Source organism: Geodermatophilus chilensis (assembly GCF_002802985.1).
Classification (GTDB): domain Bacteria; phylum Actinomycetota; class Actinomycetes; order Mycobacteriales; family Geodermatophilaceae; genus Geodermatophilus; species Geodermatophilus chilensis.
Window position 1 is genome coordinate 1 of sequence record NZ_NVPT01000116.1, and the last position, 17429, is coordinate 17429.

Genomic DNA, 17429 nt, shown 5'->3' on the forward strand with positions numbered 1-17429 from the left:
GACCTATGAGGCGGGGCCGACCGGGTTCGGGCTGGCCCGGGCCCTGGAGGCGGCCGGGATCGACTGTGTGGTGGCCGCGCCCTCGCGGCTGCTGCGCCCCTCGGGGGATCGGATCAAGACCGACGCCAGAGATGCGCTGCACCTGGCCAGGCTGCTGGCCGTCGGCGAGATCACCGAGGTGGCGGTGCCCGATGCGGAGACCGAGGCCGCGCGGGATCTGGTGCGCGCTCGGGATGATGTGCGCGGTGACCTGATGAGCGCCCGGCACCGGGTCACGCACCTGCTGCTGCGCCAGGGCATCGTCTACGCCGGCGGCACCCCGTGGACCCGCGAGCACGAGAACTGGCTGCGCACCCAGCGCTTCGCCCGCCCGGCGCTGCAGAGCGCCTACGACGCGGCGCTGGAGGCGCTGGCCGCCACCGAGGGCCGCCGGGACCGCCTCGATAAGACGATCACGGAAATGGCCGCGGCCAGCCGGTTCACCGCGGTGACCGACCGGCTGGCCTGCTTGCGGGGCATCTCGACGCTGACCGGGTTCGGGCTGGCCGCCGAGATCGGCGACTGGTCCCGGCTCACGCCGACCACCATCGGCGCCTACCTGGGGCTGGTGCCCGGCGAGTCCTCCACCGGGGAGAGCCGCGCGCAGACCGGGGTGACATCAACGGCCAGAGGCAGCCCCTACGGCGACGGCTGCAGGGGCTGCCTCACCCTGCCCCTTGACCCGGCAGTCCCCCATATGAGTACGGGGGTGGTTCGGTGACGGCGGTCAGGCCGGACGGTGTGGTGACGGTGAGGGTGCCGTCGGGGGTCATGGTGTAGGTCCATCCGGGTGCCTGGTGTTTGCCGCGGTGGTTGGGGGTGCACAGGCCGGCGAGGTTGCCGGCGGCGGTGGGGCCGTGCGGCCAGGCGTGCACGTGGTCCAGTTCGCCGTTCTTGGGCACGCGGCGGCGGCAGCCGGGAAAGCGGCAGCGCCGGTCGCGGGCGCGGGCGAAGCGGTCCAGTGCGGCGCTGGGGTCGTGTGTGTCGCTCGGCGGTGGCGCGCCCAGGCCGGGGCGGCCGGTGAGGTCGTGGCCGCAGCGCTCCGGGCGGCGCCGGCACGCCGGGCGCCCGCAGGTGCCGGCGCGGCGCAGGGCGGGCAGGTCGGTCAGCGCCAGCAGGGCGCCGGTGACCGCGTCGGTGACCGCGATCCGGGGCCGGTCGGCCAGCCCACCACCGGCGGTGGCCGCGAGCAGCGCGGCCAGGTCCGCCCGCTGGGTGTCCGCGGCCACCGTGAGGGCGGCGAGCGCGTCGTCGGCGGCGGTGACCCGCCCGGCGGTGCCGGCCTGCCAGCGGGCCTCGTCATCAGCGTCGGCCTTCTGCGCGGTGCGCACCAGCCGCTCCGCCGCCCCCAGCGCCAGCCGGGCGGCGTGCACCGCGGTGCCGGCGTCCTCCACCGCCCGGTCGGCGGTGGCCCACCAACCGCTGTCCGCGTCGGCCGCCTCGCCGGCGGGTGGCTGCGCGCCCGCTGACGCCTGCTGGAGGTCGTCGCAGCCGACCGGGTCACCGATGTCGGACTCCGCGCCGGCGTCCCGCTCGAAGGCATCCGGAGGCGGGTCGGGCGACCAGCCCGGCTCACCGGGGTCGTCGCCGAAGGCATCGCGCACCAGCTCATCGAGCCACCGGTCGAAGTCCGCGGCGCTGAGCTCGGCCGCGGCCCGCTCGACCGGCCCGTCATCGATGTCGGCCGGCTCGCCGCCAGCCCGGACAGCGTCACCGACACCAGAGGCAGCCCCGGTCGCGTCCGCGGTGGCGACGCTGCCCGCGCCGGTCCCGGTGCCCACGGTGTCGTTCGCGGCGTCGACCGGCCTGTTGTCCGCGCCGTGGGTGACGGCCCTGTCGGTGATGGTCCCGGTGTCGGCAGCCGAAGCGGGGGCTGCAGCGGTGTGGTCGGCCGCGGTGCCGTCCTCGACCAGACCGTCAGCGTCGGTCAGGGTGGGATGCGGGTCGAGGCCGGCGAAGGCGCGGGCCAGCTGGCGGGCCATCTCCGCGGTCACCGGCTTACCGTCGACCTCCCCGAGCTGGTCCCCACCCAGCGCGGTGTGCACCGAGGCGACGATGGTCAGCAGCGCCTGCACCGGCGGCAGCTCGCCCTCGCCGGGGCGCAGCACCAGGTCCAGCAGGCAGTCCACCAGCTTCTGCCCCCGGGTGCGCCCATCCCCCGGGCCGGAGTCGAGGGCGTCGGCGTAGGCGCCCAGCGCCCGGTAGAACGCCTGCGCCTCCGGGGTGGTGCACACCAGCGTCACCACCGACATCCCCAGGGTGCGGTCCTCCCGCACCGAGATGCCCCGCGCCTTGAGCGCCCGCGCCAGATCCCGCGCCGCATCCCGGGCATTCAGCTGGGTGAGCACCCGGCGCACCCGATCGGCCAGCGCCGCCGGCGTGGTCACCCGGTTGCGCCGCGCCACCCACGCCAGCACGTCAGCCTCGACCTTGGCGCGCAGCGCGTCGTCGGCGATCGGGGCGACGTGCTCCAGCAGACACCACAGATGCCCCGGGTGCAGCACCCCACCCTGCAGCGCGTCCAGCGTCCGCGGCAACCGGGACACCAGCGTCAACGACCGCGCCAGCTCCGCCTCCGCCGCCTGCGTGCTCACGTTCAGCGCGATCGACAGCTCCTGCGCGGCCCACTCACTCACCGGCCGCAGCACCTCCGGCCGCGCCGCCCACCGCTCGGCCGACATCGCCCCCCGCTCCCCCTGCGCCCGATCGGTCGACGCCGGGCGGGCCGCGGCGAACGCCGCCACCGCCCGCACCCGCAACGCCGTCTGCCGGGAAATCTCCCGCGCCGCGGCCTGCACCGCACCCAACGGCCCCGCAGCCCACCCCACCGAGGGCGCAGCAGCACCCAGGGTGCCGGTCCACGTCCCGTCGTCCACGTGTTCGATCATACGTTCGAGTGGGTGAACGGCGCAAGAGAACCTGCAGGTCAGCCCCATAGTGCGCGTGGCACCATCACCGCTGGGTCAGGTGACCAGGGGCCGAGGGGGCGGCCCGCGGGCTACCGAGGGAGCAGACGACACGGAGCAGACCGCACGAGCACGAGGTGCGGGAAGCGAGGAGCCCGGTGGTCCGGGCCGGGGGTACCGGCCCGGACCACCGGGCTCCGGGTGCGTGATGCGACGCGTCAGCGGGCGTTGGCCGCCAGGGAAGCCGGCAGGGTCAGCCGGAGGGTGTCCGGGACCTCATCCACGGCGCGCCGTGGGGTCGGCAGCAGGTCGATGACCAGGCGGGTCGGCGCGAAGGCCTCCGCGTAGCCGATCCGGGCCTGGGCGCCCCAGTGCCGAGCCGAGGCCACGACCGCGTCGGGCTCCACCATCGACGACATCTCCACCTGCGAGGCGTGCGCGCCGAGGGCGGCGAGCTTGCCGGAGAGGTAGGCGGTCACGTCGACGAAGGTCGTCGGGTGGAACGTCAGCGTGGACGGGCTCTGGTAGTGCATGACCCGGGAGAGCCGGCGGGCCGCCGAGAGCGTCGCGGCGGCGACGGCGCGGTGGTCCTGGTGGCTGTCGTCGGGGGCGTGCACGTAGACGACCTCGGCGTCGGTCTCCTTGATCGCCCGCTCGACGACGGCGACCGTGGCGGCGTCGGCCATGACGGTGCAGTCGACCTGGCCGCCCCACAGCAGCCGGGCGCCCAGGGTGCGGGCGGCCTGCTCCTGCTCGAGACGCCGTCCGACGACCGCCTCGTCGCCCCCGGGACCGTTCTCGCCACCGGTCATGACCAGCATGGTGACGGCGTCGCCGGCCGCCGAGTGCGCCAGCAGCGTGGCGCCGCAGCCGAGCTCGATGTCGTCGGGGTGCGCCCCGACCGCGAGGACCCTACGCATCGTCGCGGCTCTCAGCGGCCAGGGCCCGGGCGCGCCGGTTGGCCCGGTGCACCAGGACGGCGCCGACGGCGCCGGCGACCGCCAGCCCGATGGCCGGGCCGGTGCCGTTGCCCTCCTCGGGCAGCTCCGTGGACGCCGGGCAGACCGGCCGGTAACCGACGGCCGACTGGAACTCCAGCTTGGACCCGTCGAGCACCCACCCCGGATTGCTCCGCAGTTCGGCCTCGGTCAGCCGGACGGTGAAGGCCGCGTGCACGGTGCCGGGCTCGAACCTGGTCGGCTGCGCGCCCTGGATCCCTGACGGGGTGAGCGAGTTGAGGCTGCCCACGGGGATGTCCCTGGTCGTCGCGGACCCGCTCGTGTAGCCGAGGACGAGCGTGCGGGAGCGGTCGGCGTTCTTGACGTAGCAGTCCATGAACGGCTCGACCGTCCCGGCAGCGGACGCCGCACCCGGCGAGGCGACGAGCCCGATCAGGGCGATGACCGCGACCAGGGCCGCGCGGGAGGCACGCGCGCGCAGGCGGCGTGCGGGCGAAGACCTCGGGAGGCCGTCCATGACATGAGTCCTCGGGTCCGGGGCGGCCGACCCGCCCGACGGGGTCTCATCGGCAGGTCCCGGCCGTCCCCGTAACCCCAGCAGCCACATCCCACCCGGAGGGGTGGGATGTGGCCTATGCAGCGCCGTGCCCGGTCGCCGCCCGGCGCCTCGCCCGCTGCACCACCACGACGCCGACCAGGCCGGCGGCCCCCAGCGCGATCGCCGGGCCGGTGCCGTTGCCCGCCTCCGGCAGCTCCGTGGACGGCGGACAGGCCGACGCAGAGCCGTGGTGGGCGATCAGGTCGTCCTGGTCGAGGTGCCACACGAGGCCGGCGCCACGCGCCACGGTCACCGTGAAGGCGCCGCGGTGGACCCCCGGCTCGAAGACGGTCGGCTGCGGATCGCCGTACAGAGCAGGGCGAGCAGCCCCACCACCGCGACGACCGCGACCAGCGCAGCACGGACCAGGCCCGTACGGGCACTCCGCACCGGCGATGACGTGCTGCTCATGTCCCGGGTCCTCGTGTCCGGGGGCGGTGGACCCGCCCGTCACCGGGTCCATCGGCACGCCGGCGACGGACCTGCAGGGCCCGCGGCGAGGACCACGCGGACGGGTGATCAGCCGCGGGCCAGCGCCCCCAGCACCCCGAGCGCCAGCTCGGCGGCCGCCGGGAAGGTGTCGACGACGGCCCAGGCGCGCGGCTCGTCCGGCGCGGTCGCGTACTCGCCCTGGCGGACGCGGATCGCCCGCGCGCCGACGGCCGCTGCCACGGCGACGTCCTTGCCCGGCCGGTCGCCGATGACGAGCAGCCGCTCCGGCGGCAGACCCAGCCGTGCCGCGACGGCGACCAGGCCGGCCGGGTGCGGCTTGCGGACGGCGCGGCCGCCGAGCGTGTCGGTGACGACGACGACCGGCAGCAGCGGGGCGAGGCCCGTGGCCGCCACCTTCGCCGCCTGGATGGCCGGGGTGCCGTCGGTCAGGCAGGCCAGCGGCGCGGCCGCGGCCAGTGCGCGCAGCGCGTCCTCGACGCCCGGGTAGGGCGACAGCCGCGGCGGCGTGTGCCGGGTGAACGCCGCCACCAGCGGCGGCACCAGCCCGGCCTGCGACGACGCGGGGACGCCGACGGCGAGCAGCGCCCGGTCGATCGTCCCGCCGGTGTCGGAGCCGGCCGCCAGCTCGCGCCGCAGCGCGGCGTGCACCGCGGCGCCGTCCAGCCCCGCCTGCCCGGCCGCGACCCCGACCGCCGCCGCGGCCGAGGCCAGGTAGTCGGCCTGCGGGTAGAGGGTGTCGTCGAGGTCGACGACCACGCCGAGCGGCGGCTCCCCCGCCCAGCCGGTCACCACGGCAGCCGGCCGTCGGTGTAGTCGGGCTCGTCGAGGGCCAGCAGGGCGTCGGTGCGCTCGTCGGCGAGGACGGCGGCCACCTGCGCCCCTGTCGTCCCGTCGCCGTACGGGCACGGCACGGTCGCGGCCCGCTCCTGCCCCTCGGGACGGGTGTGCCCGGCCGCGGCGGACAGCACGGCCGCCGCCGCGCGGTCGTCGGCCAGGCCGGCGAGCGTCGTCGTCCCGGCCTCCACGCCCTCCCAGCGCGGCGTCGAGCCGCGCAGCACCACCACGGGGACGCCGAGGTACGCGGCCTCCTCCTGGATGCCGCCGGAGTCGGTGACCGCCAGGCGCGCCGAGGCCAGCGCGGCCAGCAGGACGTCGTACTCGACCGGGCCGGTGAGGGTGATCCCCGGGTGCTCGAGCTGCGCGCCCAGGCCGGTGTCCGACAGGCGCGCGGCGGTGCGCGGGTGCACCGGGAAGGTGACCGGGCCGACCTGCTCGGCCAGCGCCCGCACCACGCCGACGAGGCGGGCCAGGCGGACCGGGTCGTCGACGTTGGTCGGCCGGTGCGCGGTGACCAGCACGCCGGAGCGCTCTGTGACCGGCACCCGCTGCACGCCGCGGGCGACGAGGGTGTCGATGACGGGGTTGCCGACGACGAACACCCGCTCGGCGGGGACCCCCTCGTCAGCGAGGAACGCCGCCGCCCGCTTGGTCGGCGCGAGGTGCAGCTGGGCGGTGGCGGCGGCGACCCGCCGGTTGACCTCCTCGACGCTGCGCGGGTTGAGGCTGCGCAGCCCGGCCTCGAGGTGCGCGAACGGCACCCCGGCGGCGCGGGCGGCCAGCGCGTAGGCGGGCACGGTGTTGGTGTCGCCGAGCGCGAGCACCACGTCGGGCTCGAACAGGCGCAGCGCCCGATAGGCGTCGGCGTGCAGCGCGCCGGTCCGCTCCGCCGGGTCGGTCGGCAGCGCGAAGCGGTGCCCGGGGGTCAGCCCGAGCGCCGCCTGCAGCTGCGAGCCCATCCGCGGGTCGGTGTGCTGGCCGGTGTCGACCACGCTGACCCGGTGCCCGGCATCTGTCAGGGCGGTGACGACCGGCGCCAGCTTGACCACCTCCGGCCGGGTGCCGAACGGCACCAGCACGTGCCGGCTACGGGTCACGCCGTCACCGCCACCGGCGCGCACGGGTCGACGACGGGGCTGCCGTCGTCGCTGGAGTACGTCTCGGCGAAGTAGCGGCTCATCGCGACACCCGGCCGGAACGAGAGCTCGGGCAGCGGCTCGCCGCGCACGCCGGCCAGGTACGCGCTCACGACGTCCGCCCCGGCGGCGAGGGTCAGCGGCAGCCCGCCGGAGAAGCGCGGGTTGATCTCCATGACCGTCGCGGTGCCGTCGTCGGCGACGAAGCCCTGCACGTTGGCCGGCCCGGTGAGCCGGACCGCAGCGAGCGCCGCGGCGGCGACCCGCGTCACCGCGGCGGAGGCGAAGGTGCGGCCCTTGACCGAGATCCCCGCCTTGGTCTCCTCGCGCCAGCGCGGCACGACCACACGGACGGCGCCGTCGCGGTCGACCAGGGCGTCGGCGGTGAACTCGCGGCCGGTCAGCCGCGTCTGGGTGATCAGCCCGCCGTCCTCGCGGAGCGCCTCGACCACGAGCGCGCGGTCGTCGAGCAGCCGCACGCCGCGGCTGCCGCGGCCGGCCAGCGGCTTGACCACCCAGGGACCGGGGACGCCGGCGACCTCGCCGGCCGACGCCGCGGTCGCCGGGTGCGGCACGCCAGCGGCGGCCATGGCGCGGGCGAAGGCCGCCTTGTCGCAGCACACGTCCACGGCGGCGGCGTCCGGCAGCCAGGTGGCGACCCCGGCCGCGGCGAGACGGCCGGCGCCGGCGGCCAGGTGCGGGAGCTCCTCGGCCACCGTGCTGACCAGCGCGTCCACGCCGGAGGTGGTGCAGACGCCGACCAGCGCCTCGACGAAGCGCGGGTGGTCGCCGCGCGGCAGGGTGACCGCCACGTCGGCGAGCGCGCCTCCGGCGGCGGCGCTGTCGGCGTCGCCGGCGACGACCCGGTGGCCGGGGGCGACCAGCCGGCGGACGACGGCCACGCCGGCAGGGCCACCGGCGCCGGTGACGAGCACGGCGGTGCCGTGCGACGCCAGGGCGGCCGCGGGTAGGCGGGGCTGGGGCAGCGAGGGGGTCATCGGTCGTCCTGGGTCGTCGGGGTGGGAACGGGGGTACGCGGGCGCGGCTGCGCCGGCACGGGCGGGCGCAGATCCGTGCGGACGGCGAGGCGCAGGAGCCGCACGGTGGACGGCTCGTCGTCGTCCGGGACGACGCGGGGCTCGGGCGCCGGCACGACGCGGGGCTCCGGCGCCGGTTCGGGCTCGGGCTCCGGCGTCGGCTCCGGCTCGGCCGCGGGCTCGGGCGCCGGCTCCGGCTCGGCCGCGGGGACCGCGTCCCGCTCCGGGTGCTGCAGCAGCCAGCCGCGCGCCCACAGCCGCAGCGCGGCCACCCGGTGGTCCGTCACCGGCTCCCACTGCCGCGCGGCGATCGCCGTGGCGAGCGCGTCGAGGACGGTGGGGTCGTCGTCATAGGTCGCCACCGCGACCAGGGAGGCGGCGTGCGCGCCCAGCCCGTCGCCGGCCAGCGCGCGCACCCGCGCGGCCCGCTCGACAGGGGGGAGGTGGCCGATCCGGTAGTCGATGCGCCCGGCCTCGCGGCGTGCGCCCATCCAGCGGGCGACCCGCTTGGGCAGCACGTACCGGTACATGAGTCCGGTCAGGTTGAGCCGGCGGGAGGCGGTGCGGACGTCCTCCTCGGCCAGCCGGTAGCCCAGGCCGGGGCGCGCCCAGCTGTCGGGACGGCGGGCGGTGTGCCGGCCGGCGACGTCCTGCTCGGCGCGCTCGGCGGTGGGCAGCGTGATGCAGACCATGAGCAGGAAGCCGCCCAGGGTCGCGGCGAGGTTCCAGACGGTGCCGACCCAGTCGTGGAAGAGCACCAGCGCCGGCGTCCCCCACACCAGGCCGGCGACGGTCGAGGCGAGCAGCCGCAGGTGGTTGAGGGCCAGCAGGGCGGCGACGGCGACGACGAGCCCGGCGACGGCGTGCTGGCGCCGGCCGCGCAGGACGACGGCGGTCAGCGCGGTCAGGCCGAGCACCGACAGGATCGAGGAGCAGGACTCGGTGACCTCGGCCAGGATGATCTCGCCGTCGGGCCGGAACACCAGGATGTGCCGCTCCAGGGACGACGACACCGAGTCGACGCCCACCAGGTCGAGCACCTCGGCGACCCAGCGGGCCTCGTGCACCTGCAGGAAGCCCGCGCCGTAGCGGAAGCCGACGGCGCAGATCACCACCGCCAACGCCAGGTCGAGCAGCACCGGGACCAGCCGGCGGCCGCTGCGCCGGGGACGGCGGGGGCGCTGGTACCGGTGCCGTCCCCGGGTGCGGGGCAGCACCGCCGCGGTCGCCATCAGGCGCCGGCCCCCGCGGGCGCGACCACGGGCGGGTCCACCTTCACCGTGGAGGTCGCACCCGACCGGGAGGTCTTCATCCAGGTGTACTCGCGGCCGAGCATGCCGTCGACGTAGGCCCGCGTGGTGATCCAGATGGACAGCGCGAAGGCCGGCAGGAAGCCCAGCAGCCGCCACGCCGACCGCCGCTCCACCCGGCCGATCAGCAGGCCGACGGAGAGCTCGGCCAGCGGGCCGACGAACAGCAGCATCGACAGCGGCAGCAGCGCCACGACCGGCAGGTCGCCGATGCCGAAGGCGCGCAGCACGGTGAGCACCAGGCCGATCCCGCTGAGCAGGGGCACGTGGTAGACGAGCAGGAAGAGCGTCGTCTCGACCTTCTCGACCAGGTTGAGGTGCGGCGAGCGCATCAGTGGGCGCCAGTAGTCGCGGAAGCACTTCTGGTGGCCGCGGGCCCACCGGTACCGCTGCTTCCAGAACCGCTGCGCGCTGACCACCGCCTCCTCGAAGTCGACGGCGGAGAGGTCGTAGCGCACCCGCTGGCCGGCCAGGAGCACGCGCAGCGTGAGGTCGGTGTCCTCGGTGACGGTGTGCGGGTTCCACCCGCCGAGGCCGCGCAGCGTGGACATGCGGACCGCACAGTTGGCCCCGCCGTACGCGGGCAGCTCGAACAGCGCCTGCCGGCCGTACTCGTTGACCAGGTAACCGGAGAGGAAGTCGACGAAGACCGTCGAGGCCATCTGTGAGTCGCGGCCGTTGCGGATGACGCAGCGGCCCATCACCGCGCCGACGACGGGGTCGCGGAAGTGCCGGACCAGCCGCCGCAGCGACGTGGGGTCCGGCTCGTGGTCGGCGTCGAAGACGACGGCGATCTCGGCGTCCACCAGGTGCAGCGCGTCGTTGAGCGCGCCGGACTTGCCGCCGCCGGAGCCCGGCGGGCGGTGCAGCACACGCAGCCGCGGCTCCCGCGCCGCCCAGGCGTCGAGCCGGGCGCCGGTGGTGTCGTCGGAGCCGTCGTCGACCACGACGAGGGTGAGCCGGTCGGCCGGGTAGTCCAGCGCCAGCAGCGCCGTGACCATCCCGTCGACGACGAGCTCCTCGTTCTTGCAGCCGACGAAGACCGCCACCGAGGGGGTCCAGCTCGACAGCCCGACGTCCGCGGCGAGCATGTCCCGCTCGGCCCAGCGCGCGGCGGCGACGGCGAAGCCGAGGTGCCGGCAGAAGTAGATGCCGAAGGCGATGTTGAGCACGCCCGCGATGACGCCGAGGGTCTCGTCGAGGCCGTAGGAGAGGGCGACGAGGGTGAAGCCGCAGACGTAGGAGAGCAGCACGAGGGGCCGGCCCTCCGGCCGGCCGGCGTGCGGGTCCACCGCGGGAGCGGCCACCGCGGCCGGCGGGGGCGCGGTGCCGAGCGGGGTCGTGCCGCGGACCACCGCTCTCACCTCCCTGCCCGTGACCTGCTGCGGCGCAGCGGACTCCGCCGTTCTGTTCCATCGGCACGGGAGGTGCGCTGCTCAAGCCGAAGCGGCCCCCGCCGGGGGTCAGCCGGAGGGGTCGAGGGCCCGCAGCTCCCGCACGTAGACGGCGGTGCCGTGGCCGAAGCCCGACACCAGGGGCTGCAGCCGGGGGACGACGGCCTCGCGCAGCCCGTCGGTGCCTCCGCGGACGGCGGTGAGCAGGCCGCGCCGGGTCACCGGGACCCGCAGCGCCTCCCCGGCGACCGACAGCGCCAGCACCGCGGCGACCAGCGCGAGCAGCGGCACCGTGGCCAGCGCCGCGGGCAGCCCAGCGTGCTCGGCCAGCAGGCCGATCAGCGGCGGCCCGCCGAGCAGCCCGGTGTACCCGACGGTGGTGGCCAGCGCGATGCCCCGCGCACCACCGAGGACGCCGGCCCGCGAGATGGCCAGCGGGAAGACGTTGGCCAGGCCGAGCCCCACCAGCACGAACCCGCCGAGGGCGGTCGGCACCGAGGTCGCCGTCACCGCGGCCACACCGCCGGCGGCGGCCAGCACGGCACCGCCGCCCAGCAGCCGCCGCTCCCCCAGCGCCGCCACCAGCCGGCCCCCGGCGAGGCGGCCGCACGCCATGGCGAGGGAGAACCCGGCGTATCCGGCGGCGGCCAGCGCCGTCGTCGCGCCGAGCTCCTCGCGCAGGTGCAGCGCGCCCCAGTCGGAGAGCGCGCCCTCCCCGAAGGCGGTGCAGCCGGCGACGGCCCCCAGGACGACGAGCACCGCGGTCGGCCGTGACCGGCCCTCCTCCGCGGCGGGGGCGGGTACCGCGGAGCGGGGGCCGTCCGCACCGACGAGGGCCCGCGCGGCCCAGGCGGTGACCAGCAGGCCGAGGGCGCCGACGAGGACCAGGTGGGCGGCGACGCCGGCGACCGTCGCCAGCAGCCCACCGAGCAGCGCACCGACCAGGCCGCCGAAGCTGAAGCCGGCGTGCAGGCCGGAGAGCAGCGGCCGGCCGAGCCGGCGCTCGACGGTGACGCCGACGGCGTTGGCCGCCACGTTGACCATGCCGGTGGCGGCGCCGAAGACGAGCAGCGCGGCGCACAGCCCGGGCACCGTCGTCGCCAGGCCCGGGAGCACCACGGACACGCAGAGCAGCAGCGCCCCCGCGGTGGTCACGACGCCGGCGCCGAGCCGGGCGCAGAGCGCGCCGGTGACCTGCATGGCCGCCAGGGCGCCGATGGACAGGCAGAGCAGCGCGAACCCGAGCGCGCTGTGGCCGACGCCCACGCCGGCGGCGACGTCGGGCACGCGGGCGGCCCAGCTGCCGAAGACCGCGCCGTCCAGCGCGAAGACGGCGGCGACGGCGGCCTGCAGCCGGGGCAGCGGCGGAGGAACCGGTGCCGGCGCCGTGGCGCGGGCACGCGAGAGCAGCGGAGAGGTGGGCACGGGGACCTCGCAGGAGGGAGACACGGGCCACCGCACGGGTGGCCGCTCGAGGGGCGGGAGAGCACACGACCTCGGGCACCCACTCCCACGGTGGCAGCTCTCCCGGGCGCCCGCCGTCCCTCGGGGTGTGCAGGTGGCCACAGCACCGCCCCACCCGTCCCGCGGACCCCGTCCGGGTGAGCCCGGCGAGGCGTTCGTCTCAACAAACCGGGCCGCGCGACCGATGGTCGTGCACGACGGAACGGCTCGGTCGGCGAGGTGCTCGCGGCCGGGTGGACGGGGAACGGAGACGACGATGCGGACCAGGCTGCGCCGGCGGGTGGGGGTCGTCCTCGGCGTCACCCGCCTGCTGACCGGAGGGGGCGTCGCCGTGGCGTCCTGGACCGCGACCGGGACCGGCCAGGCTCCGCGCGGGCGGCGAACGTCACCGGGCTCGTGGTGAGCGCCGGCAGCCCGCTGGGGACCCTGTACCCGCTGCCGGCGGACACGACCCCGGCGACCGGCTACGGCTCGGGCACCGTCGGGGCGGTCGCGACCACGGTGGCCAACCCCAACCCGTTCCCGGTGACGATCACCTCGGCGACCCTCGGCTCGGTGACGACGACGCCGCTGAGCGGCCGGACCTGCGCCGCCGGGAGCGTGCTGCCCACCACCAGCGCGCCGATCACCCTGGACCCCCCGGTGACCCTGGCGGCGAACTCCGCGCCCACCGCGGTGACCGTCCCGGGCGCGCTCTACATGGTCTCGACGGCCGAGGACGGCTGCCAGGGAGCGGCCTTCAGCGTCCCCGTCACGGTCACCGGCGCCTCCGCCTGACCGGTCCGCCTGCCGTGCGCGACCGCCTGCTCGCCGTCCTCGCGCTGCTCGCCCTCGCGGCCGGCCCGCTCGGCCCGCCCCCAGAGGCGTCCGCGGCCTGGGCGGTCCCGGGCGGCGGGGTGGCCTCTGACCGGGCCGCCCGCATGCCCGCCCCGAGCGCATCGGCACCGACCGTGACCGTGGTCGGCGTCTACCCGGCGACCCGGACGTTCACGGTCACCTGGACGACGGCGCGGCCGTACGGGGGACGGCCGACCACCGGGTACGTGCTCACCCGCAACGCCACCCTCAGCGGCGCGCCCATGGACACCGGCACCTGCAAGGGGACCGTCGTCCACGGCGTCCCCGGCGTCTACGTGCCGGCCGACCCCGACGCGGCCACCCAGACGTGCACCGACAGCACGACGCTGAACCTGGGCAGCGTGCAGTACACCGTCACGCCGGTCTGGACGCGATGGATCGGCAGCCCCTCGGCGGCCTCGACCGCGGTGCAGTGAGGCCGTCCTGCTGACCACCCGGCCGCTCGGCGTCCTGGGCGCCATGACGTCGGCAGCTCCGCGGAAGGGGCGGTGGAGCGCGGAGTACCGGTGTTCACCGCCGGCCAGGTCCTCTTCCGCCGCGGCGCGGGGCTGGCCCGGTCCGGGCAGGCCGTCGTCCTCGCGGCCGCGCTGCTCGTCCTGATCGGCGGGCTGGCCGCGCTGGACGCCGAGCGCAGCGCCCCCGACGCGTTGATCACCTCCTTCGGCAACGCGCTGTGGTGGGCGGTCACCACGGTGACGACGGTCGGCTACGGCGACCTCTACGCGGTGACGCCGCTGGGCCGGATGGTCGCCGTCTCCCTCATGGTCGTCGGGGTGTCACTGGTCGGGCTGGTGACCACGACGGTCGCCGGCTGGTTCCTCGCCCAGGGCGAGCGCAGCGAGGCCGAGACCGAGGAGCTCTCGGCCCAGCTGCGCCGCCTGGAGGCGAAGGTCGACCGGCTGCTGGCCGAGCGGGACGCGGCACCCGGCCCGGGCTGACGCTCAGCCCGCGGGCCGGACGACCGGGTCCGTCGAGAGGTGGACCGTCGCCCCGCCGGCCTCGACCGCCTGCAGCGTGCGCAGCTGCAGCAGCGCGGGCTGGTCGGCCACCATCCGCGCGGCGTTGGCCAGCGCCCGGGTCGCCGCGACCTCACCCCGTGCCCGCTCCAGCGCCGCCTGGCCCTGCGCCCGGGCGGTCGCGACCTCTGCGGCCGCGCGCCGCAGCTCGGCCGGGACCATCACGTCGCGCAGCGCGAGGCTCTCCACGACGACGCCGACCGCCTCGGCCGCCGTCCCCACCCGCTCGCGCACGTCCACCGGGACGGCGTCGCGCGCGGCGAGCAGCTCGTCGAGCGTCCGGCCGGCCACCGCCTCGCGCAGCGCGACCTGGAGCGCCGCGTAGACGAAGGCGTCGGCGTCCTCCACGGCCTCGTGCCAGCGCCGCGGGTCGGCGGTGCGGCAGGCGACGGTGAGGCTGACCCGGACGGACAACCCGTCGGCGGTCAGCACCTCCTGCCCGGGGACGACGAGCAGCCGGGGCCGGACGACGACGCACACGCACCGGCGCCGCCACCGCGCCCGCCGGTGTCGGCCCGGCCCGAGCGCCTCCTCGAACCGGCCGTCCCGGTAGAGCAGCACCCGCTCCCACTCCTGCACCACGATCCGCACCGCTCTGCCCCCCTCCCCGTCGTCCGGTGCCCGCGCGCGACCGCCCGGCGCGCGGTCGGGCACCGACGGGGAGCGCGCGCAGCGCTGCAGACCGCCGGCACCGGTGGACCGCGCGCCGGACGGCCTCGGGAGTCGAACCCGCGCGTTCCTGAGACGCTCGCCCTACACGGCACGCCCGGGACCGATGTGCAGGACCCGCGGCGGCGATGCCGCCCGGCTGCTGGTCCCGGGCGAACGGGGACGCTAGCGGCGGACGACGCCGACCGCGCGCGTTTTTTTCAGCTCGTCCAGGGCCGGCCCGACTGGTGGCGCCAGATGGCGTGGTCGAGATCGCTGGCCGACACCCCCAGCTCCCCGGCGGCGTCGGTGACCAGGACGCGCGCACGCTCCGGTCGGACCCCTGACGCCGTACCGCTCAGGGCGTCGGCCACGAAGCGCACGATCATCCGGTCCGCCTTGACCCCTGGGTGGCCGGCCAGCCGCAGGAAGTAGGACCAGGTGATGCCCGACGACTGGCTGACGACCCCGCGCCAGGCCCTCTCGACCTCCTGGGCGGAGGACTCGTCGGCCATGGCCAGGTCGAGGTCGGCCACCCCGTCGATGCCCAGGCGGTCCAGCGCGGCGGCCGCCTCGTGGATCGCCTCGGCCTTCAGCGGCGCGTAGGGGCGCGCGAAGGTCCGATTCCGGTTGCCGATCCGCGCCGCCCACCCGGCCGGGCCACCGAACTCGGCGAAGGTCCCCAGCAGCGCCTTCGTGCCGTCCTCGTCGGCGTGGGCGCCGCGGTGGGCGCGGTAGCGGCCGACGACGTTGACCACGCTCGTGTAGCGCGGGCCGGTCGACTGGATGCTGTCGATGACGCAGAGGGCCAGACTGCCGGGGTAGCCCCCCGCCCGGATCCACCCGTCCGGCCGGCCGAGGCGGGTGCGGCAGTGCCGGACGACCGCCTCGACGTCCTCGGCACCGGGGGGTGGGCTCTGTCGTCCCACGTCAGGCGGCCGAGGCCGACTGCTGGTCGGCGGCGACCAGGTGGCACCCGCTCGTCCCGACGGGCGTCACGGGGAAGCCCATCCAGGTCAGGACGTCGGCGATCGCGGCGTTCATCGTGCGCTCCACCGCCGCCTCCACCGCCTCCCCGCGGACGCGCTCCAGGCTCATCCGGTCGTGCTGGCGCCAGGTGACGAGGATGCCGCGGCGGGCCGGGTCGGGCGTCAGGCACACGCCGCCGGCCGGACTCTCACCGGCGGCGTCGTGCAGGGCGAGGCCGGCCTCGACCAGCGCCGCGCTCACCTCGACCAGGAGGGTGGTCAGCGCGTCGGCGTCCGTCAGCAGCTCGTCCCAGTCGTCGGTCAGCCGGTCCAGCTGGTTGCCCAGCTCGGCGAGCCACGCGCGCTCCTGGGGCGACTGCCGCCGCACCAGCGTGCCGTCGGCCCGGCGCGCGCCGTGCACCACCTGCGTCGAGACGGGGAACCCACCGGAGACCACGGCCCAGTCCGCCTCCATCCGGCCGGCGAAGGGGCCGGCCAGGACCTGCCCGCCCGGCTGGTCCCCCGACTCCTCGACCAGCCACCACGCCGACGTCCCCCGGCCGGCCGGGTGCGTCGCACCGTCGCCGTCGGCACGGGTCTGCGGGGCCGCGGGGACGGCGTCCGCCTGCTCCCGAGCGCGGTGCGCGCGCTCGGCCTCGTAGCGGGACGTCGAGCTGCGGCCCAGCGCGACGACCAGGCCGAGCAGCGCGACGAACGCCAGCAGGGCCTCACCCAGCTCCAGCATCACCACTCCACACCTCCGCAGTGCGATCCGGCCGCCGCGCGGACGGTGGACCGGGTGGTCATCGACGTCGACCGGGACCCGCGCTCACCAGGCACGCCGGACTCCCCCGGGACCGGCGCCCCACAGGGCCGCCCGGCGGGTCCAGTCCTGCAGCCGCGCGCGGGGCGTGGCCCGGTGCCGGCCGGCCGGACGACGCTCCGGCTCCGCCACGGGCTCGAGCGCGAACAGGTCCAGCAACAGGGCCAGCCCGTCGTCGGCCGGGGTGTCCTCGGCCTCGATCGACGTGCGGGGAAGGGTCGTGCTCGGCGTGCTCACGCAGGGCTCCTCGGGCGGTCCCGCCGCGACCGGGGAAGGGTCGCGTGCAGCCGGAAACCTAGGGCCCGCGCGGCCACGGACCGCCTGGTCGGACACCACGCCGATGGCGCCGTCACCGCATCGTTGTGGAGGCTCCGCGCAGGGGTCGGTGACCCGTTCCTGCGGACGCCGCCTTGTCGACAAGCGCCCTGCTCGCGAGCGTGGCACGGGTCGTTACGGCGCTCGGTCACGCCTGTATGCGGGTGCGGCACCCGCGTGTCGCCGAGGAGGTCGAGGTGGGCCTCGTGGCGAAAGGATGCACGAGCCTGCGGATCGGGCCGGGGCTGCTCAGCCGGGATCGGGACCTCGGGCACTCCGCCTGCCCCACGCCAGGGCGCTCGATCACCTGGCACGGTCCTGCTCCGTGGAGAAGCTCAATGAGGCGGAGCGGGGTCCACAGGGAGGATCTGACCTCACGGCAGCCGTCGTGTCGACGCTCGTGCTGGACGGGGTGGGACCCGCTCCGGATGGTGGAGCACCGCGACGACGGCACGTGGACCTCGTTCTGTGACACAACTGCGGAGCCGAGCAGCTCGCGACCTGGCGGAGTCGATCCCCACCCGTGGACCCGTGCCTCTCCCGCGACTCAGAACGTGTTTAGAAAGCGAGGGTGACAGGGGTCGAGCGGTGAGTCAGGCTGGTTCATGGGCTCTTCCCCGGCCTATCCCTCGGATCTGACCGATGAGCAGTGGGCGCTGATCGAGCCG

General features: G+C 76.5%; 18 protein-coding genes. 4 read left to right on the top strand and 14 right to left on the bottom strand.

Going from position 1 to position 17429, the window contains the following annotated elements; genetic code table 11:
- A partial coding sequence (locus tag CNO22_RS18300; RefSeq protein WP_198588426.1) for an IS110 family transposase occupies positions 1-760 on the top strand: 760 nt, incomplete at its 5' end.
- Here CNO22_RS18300 and CNO22_RS18305 read toward each other — a convergent pair.
- From CNO22_RS18305 to CNO22_RS18350, 10 genes are all read right to left on the bottom strand, one after another.
- Positions 705-2915, bottom strand: coding sequence for a DUF222 domain-containing protein (locus tag CNO22_RS18305; RefSeq protein ID WP_232807149.1), 2211 nt, complete (start codon positions 2913-2915; stop codon positions 705-707). The two genes, CNO22_RS18300 and CNO22_RS18305, sit on opposite strands and share 56 nt — an antisense overlap.
- 248 nt (positions 2916-3163) lie before the next feature.
- Positions 3164-3865: a PIG-L deacetylase family protein gene (locus CNO22_RS18310; RefSeq protein ID WP_100500719.1), complete on the bottom strand. Its 702-nt coding sequence runs from the start codon at positions 3863-3865 to the stop codon at positions 3164-3166.
- Positions 3858-4421, bottom strand: coding sequence for a hypothetical protein (locus CNO22_RS18315; protein WP_100500720.1), 564 nt, complete (start codon positions 4419-4421; stop codon positions 3858-3860). The genes CNO22_RS18310 and CNO22_RS18315 overlap by 8 nt, the downstream gene beginning before the upstream one ends.
- Before the next feature lie 115 nt (positions 4422-4536).
- Positions 4537-4755, bottom strand: a complete 219-nt coding sequence (locus CNO22_RS18320) for a hypothetical protein (RefSeq protein ID WP_100500721.1) — start codon at positions 4753-4755, stop codon at positions 4537-4539.
- Between the two features lie 266 nt (positions 4756-5021).
- Positions 5022-5744, bottom strand: coding sequence for an HAD family hydrolase (locus CNO22_RS18325; RefSeq protein ID WP_100500731.1), 723 nt, complete (start codon positions 5742-5744; stop codon positions 5022-5024).
- Entirely contained in the window at positions 5741-6889 is a 1149-nt protein-coding gene (gene wecB, locus CNO22_RS18330; RefSeq protein WP_100500732.1) for a non-hydrolyzing UDP-N-acetylglucosamine 2-epimerase, read from the bottom strand. The genes CNO22_RS18325 and wecB overlap by 4 nt, the downstream gene beginning before the upstream one ends.
- Positions 6886-7926 carry an ATP-grasp domain-containing protein gene (locus CNO22_RS18335; protein ID WP_100500722.1) on the bottom strand — a complete coding sequence of 347 codons (1041 nt, stop codon included), beginning with the start codon at positions 7924-7926 and terminating at the stop codon, positions 6886-6888. The genes wecB and CNO22_RS18335 overlap by 4 nt, the downstream gene beginning before the upstream one ends.
- Positions 7923-9197, bottom strand: coding sequence for an archaeosortase/exosortase family protein (locus CNO22_RS18340; RefSeq protein WP_100500723.1), 1275 nt, complete (start codon positions 9195-9197; stop codon positions 7923-7925). Before CNO22_RS18340 ends, CNO22_RS18335 begins: the two co-directional genes overlap by 4 nt.
- On the bottom strand, positions 9197-10630 hold the full coding sequence (locus CNO22_RS18345; RefSeq protein WP_232807150.1) for a glycosyltransferase: 1434 nt from the start codon (positions 10628-10630) through the stop codon (positions 9197-9199). Before CNO22_RS18345 ends, CNO22_RS18340 begins: the two co-directional genes overlap by 1 nt.
- Positions 10631-10738: 108 nt before the next feature.
- Positions 10739-12094 carry an MFS transporter gene (locus CNO22_RS18350; protein WP_100500724.1) on the bottom strand — a complete coding sequence of 452 codons (1356 nt, stop codon included), beginning with the start codon at positions 12092-12094 and terminating at the stop codon, positions 10739-10741.
- A 438-nt stretch (positions 12095-12532) separates the two neighbouring features.
- On the opposite strand from CNO22_RS18350, the gene CNO22_RS18355 reads away from it, so the two are divergent.
- The 3 genes from CNO22_RS18355 (at position 12533) to CNO22_RS18365 (ending at position 13929) form a co-directional block, all read left to right on the top strand.
- Positions 12533-12910 carry a hypothetical protein gene (locus CNO22_RS18355; RefSeq protein WP_157937005.1) on the top strand — a complete coding sequence of 126 codons (378 nt, stop codon included), beginning with the start codon at positions 12533-12535 and terminating at the stop codon, positions 12908-12910.
- A 14-nt stretch (positions 12911-12924) separates the two neighbouring features.
- Positions 12925-13407: a hypothetical protein gene (locus CNO22_RS18360; RefSeq protein ID WP_100500726.1), complete on the top strand. Its 483-nt coding sequence runs from the start codon at positions 12925-12927 to the stop codon at positions 13405-13407.
- A gap of 90 nt (positions 13408-13497) precedes the next feature.
- Entirely contained in the window at positions 13498-13929 is a 432-nt protein-coding gene (locus CNO22_RS18365) for a potassium channel family protein (protein WP_232807151.1), read from the top strand.
- Between the two features lie 3 nt (positions 13930-13932).
- Here CNO22_RS18365 and CNO22_RS18370 read toward each other — a convergent pair whose 3' ends face one another.
- The 4 genes from CNO22_RS18370 to CNO22_RS18385 all read right to left on the bottom strand — a co-directional run bounded on the left by CNO22_RS18370 (position 13933) and on the right by CNO22_RS18385 (position 16683).
- Positions 13933-14598, bottom strand: a complete 666-nt coding sequence (locus CNO22_RS18370) for an SPFH domain-containing protein (RefSeq protein ID WP_100500728.1) — start codon at positions 14596-14598, stop codon at positions 13933-13935.
- 278 nt (positions 14599-14876) lie between these two features.
- On the bottom strand, positions 14877-15584 hold the full coding sequence (locus CNO22_RS18375) for a heme peroxidase (protein WP_100500729.1): 708 nt from the start codon (positions 15582-15584) through the stop codon (positions 14877-14879).
- A gap of 1 nt (position 15585) precedes the next feature.
- Positions 15586-16368 (bottom strand): hypothetical protein, encoded by a 783-nt coding sequence (locus CNO22_RS18380; protein WP_100500733.1) that lies wholly within the window; start codon positions 16366-16368, stop codon positions 15586-15588.
- Between the two features lie 84 nt (positions 16369-16452).
- Positions 16453-16683 carry a hypothetical protein gene (locus CNO22_RS18385; RefSeq protein WP_100500730.1) on the bottom strand — a complete coding sequence of 77 codons (231 nt, stop codon included), beginning with the start codon at positions 16681-16683 and terminating at the stop codon, positions 16453-16455.
- Between the last annotated feature and the right edge of the window lie 746 nt (positions 16684-17429).

What these genes read in the sequence shown, in the direction of transcription:
- CNO22_RS18310 (WP_100500719.1), bottom strand. Translation starts at nt 3,865, where the DNA reads ATGCGTAGGGTCCTCGCGGTCGGGGCGCACCCCGACGACATCGAGCTC.
- CNO22_RS18315 (WP_100500720.1), bottom strand. Translation starts at nt 4,421, where the DNA reads ATGGACGGCCTCCCGAGGTCTTCGCCCGCACGCCGCCTGCGCGCGCGT.
- CNO22_RS18380 (WP_100500733.1), bottom strand. Translation starts at nt 16,368, where the DNA reads ATGCTGGAGCTGGGTGAGGCCCTGCTGGCGTTCGTCGCGCTGCTCGGC.
- CNO22_RS18335 (WP_100500722.1), bottom strand. Translation starts at nt 7,926, where the DNA reads ATGACCCCCTCGCTGCCCCAGCCCCGCCTACCCGCGGCCGCCCTGGCG.
- CNO22_RS18340 (WP_100500723.1), bottom strand. Translation starts at nt 9,197, where the DNA reads ATGGCGACCGCGGCGGTGCTGCCCCGCACCCGGGGACGGCACCGGTAC.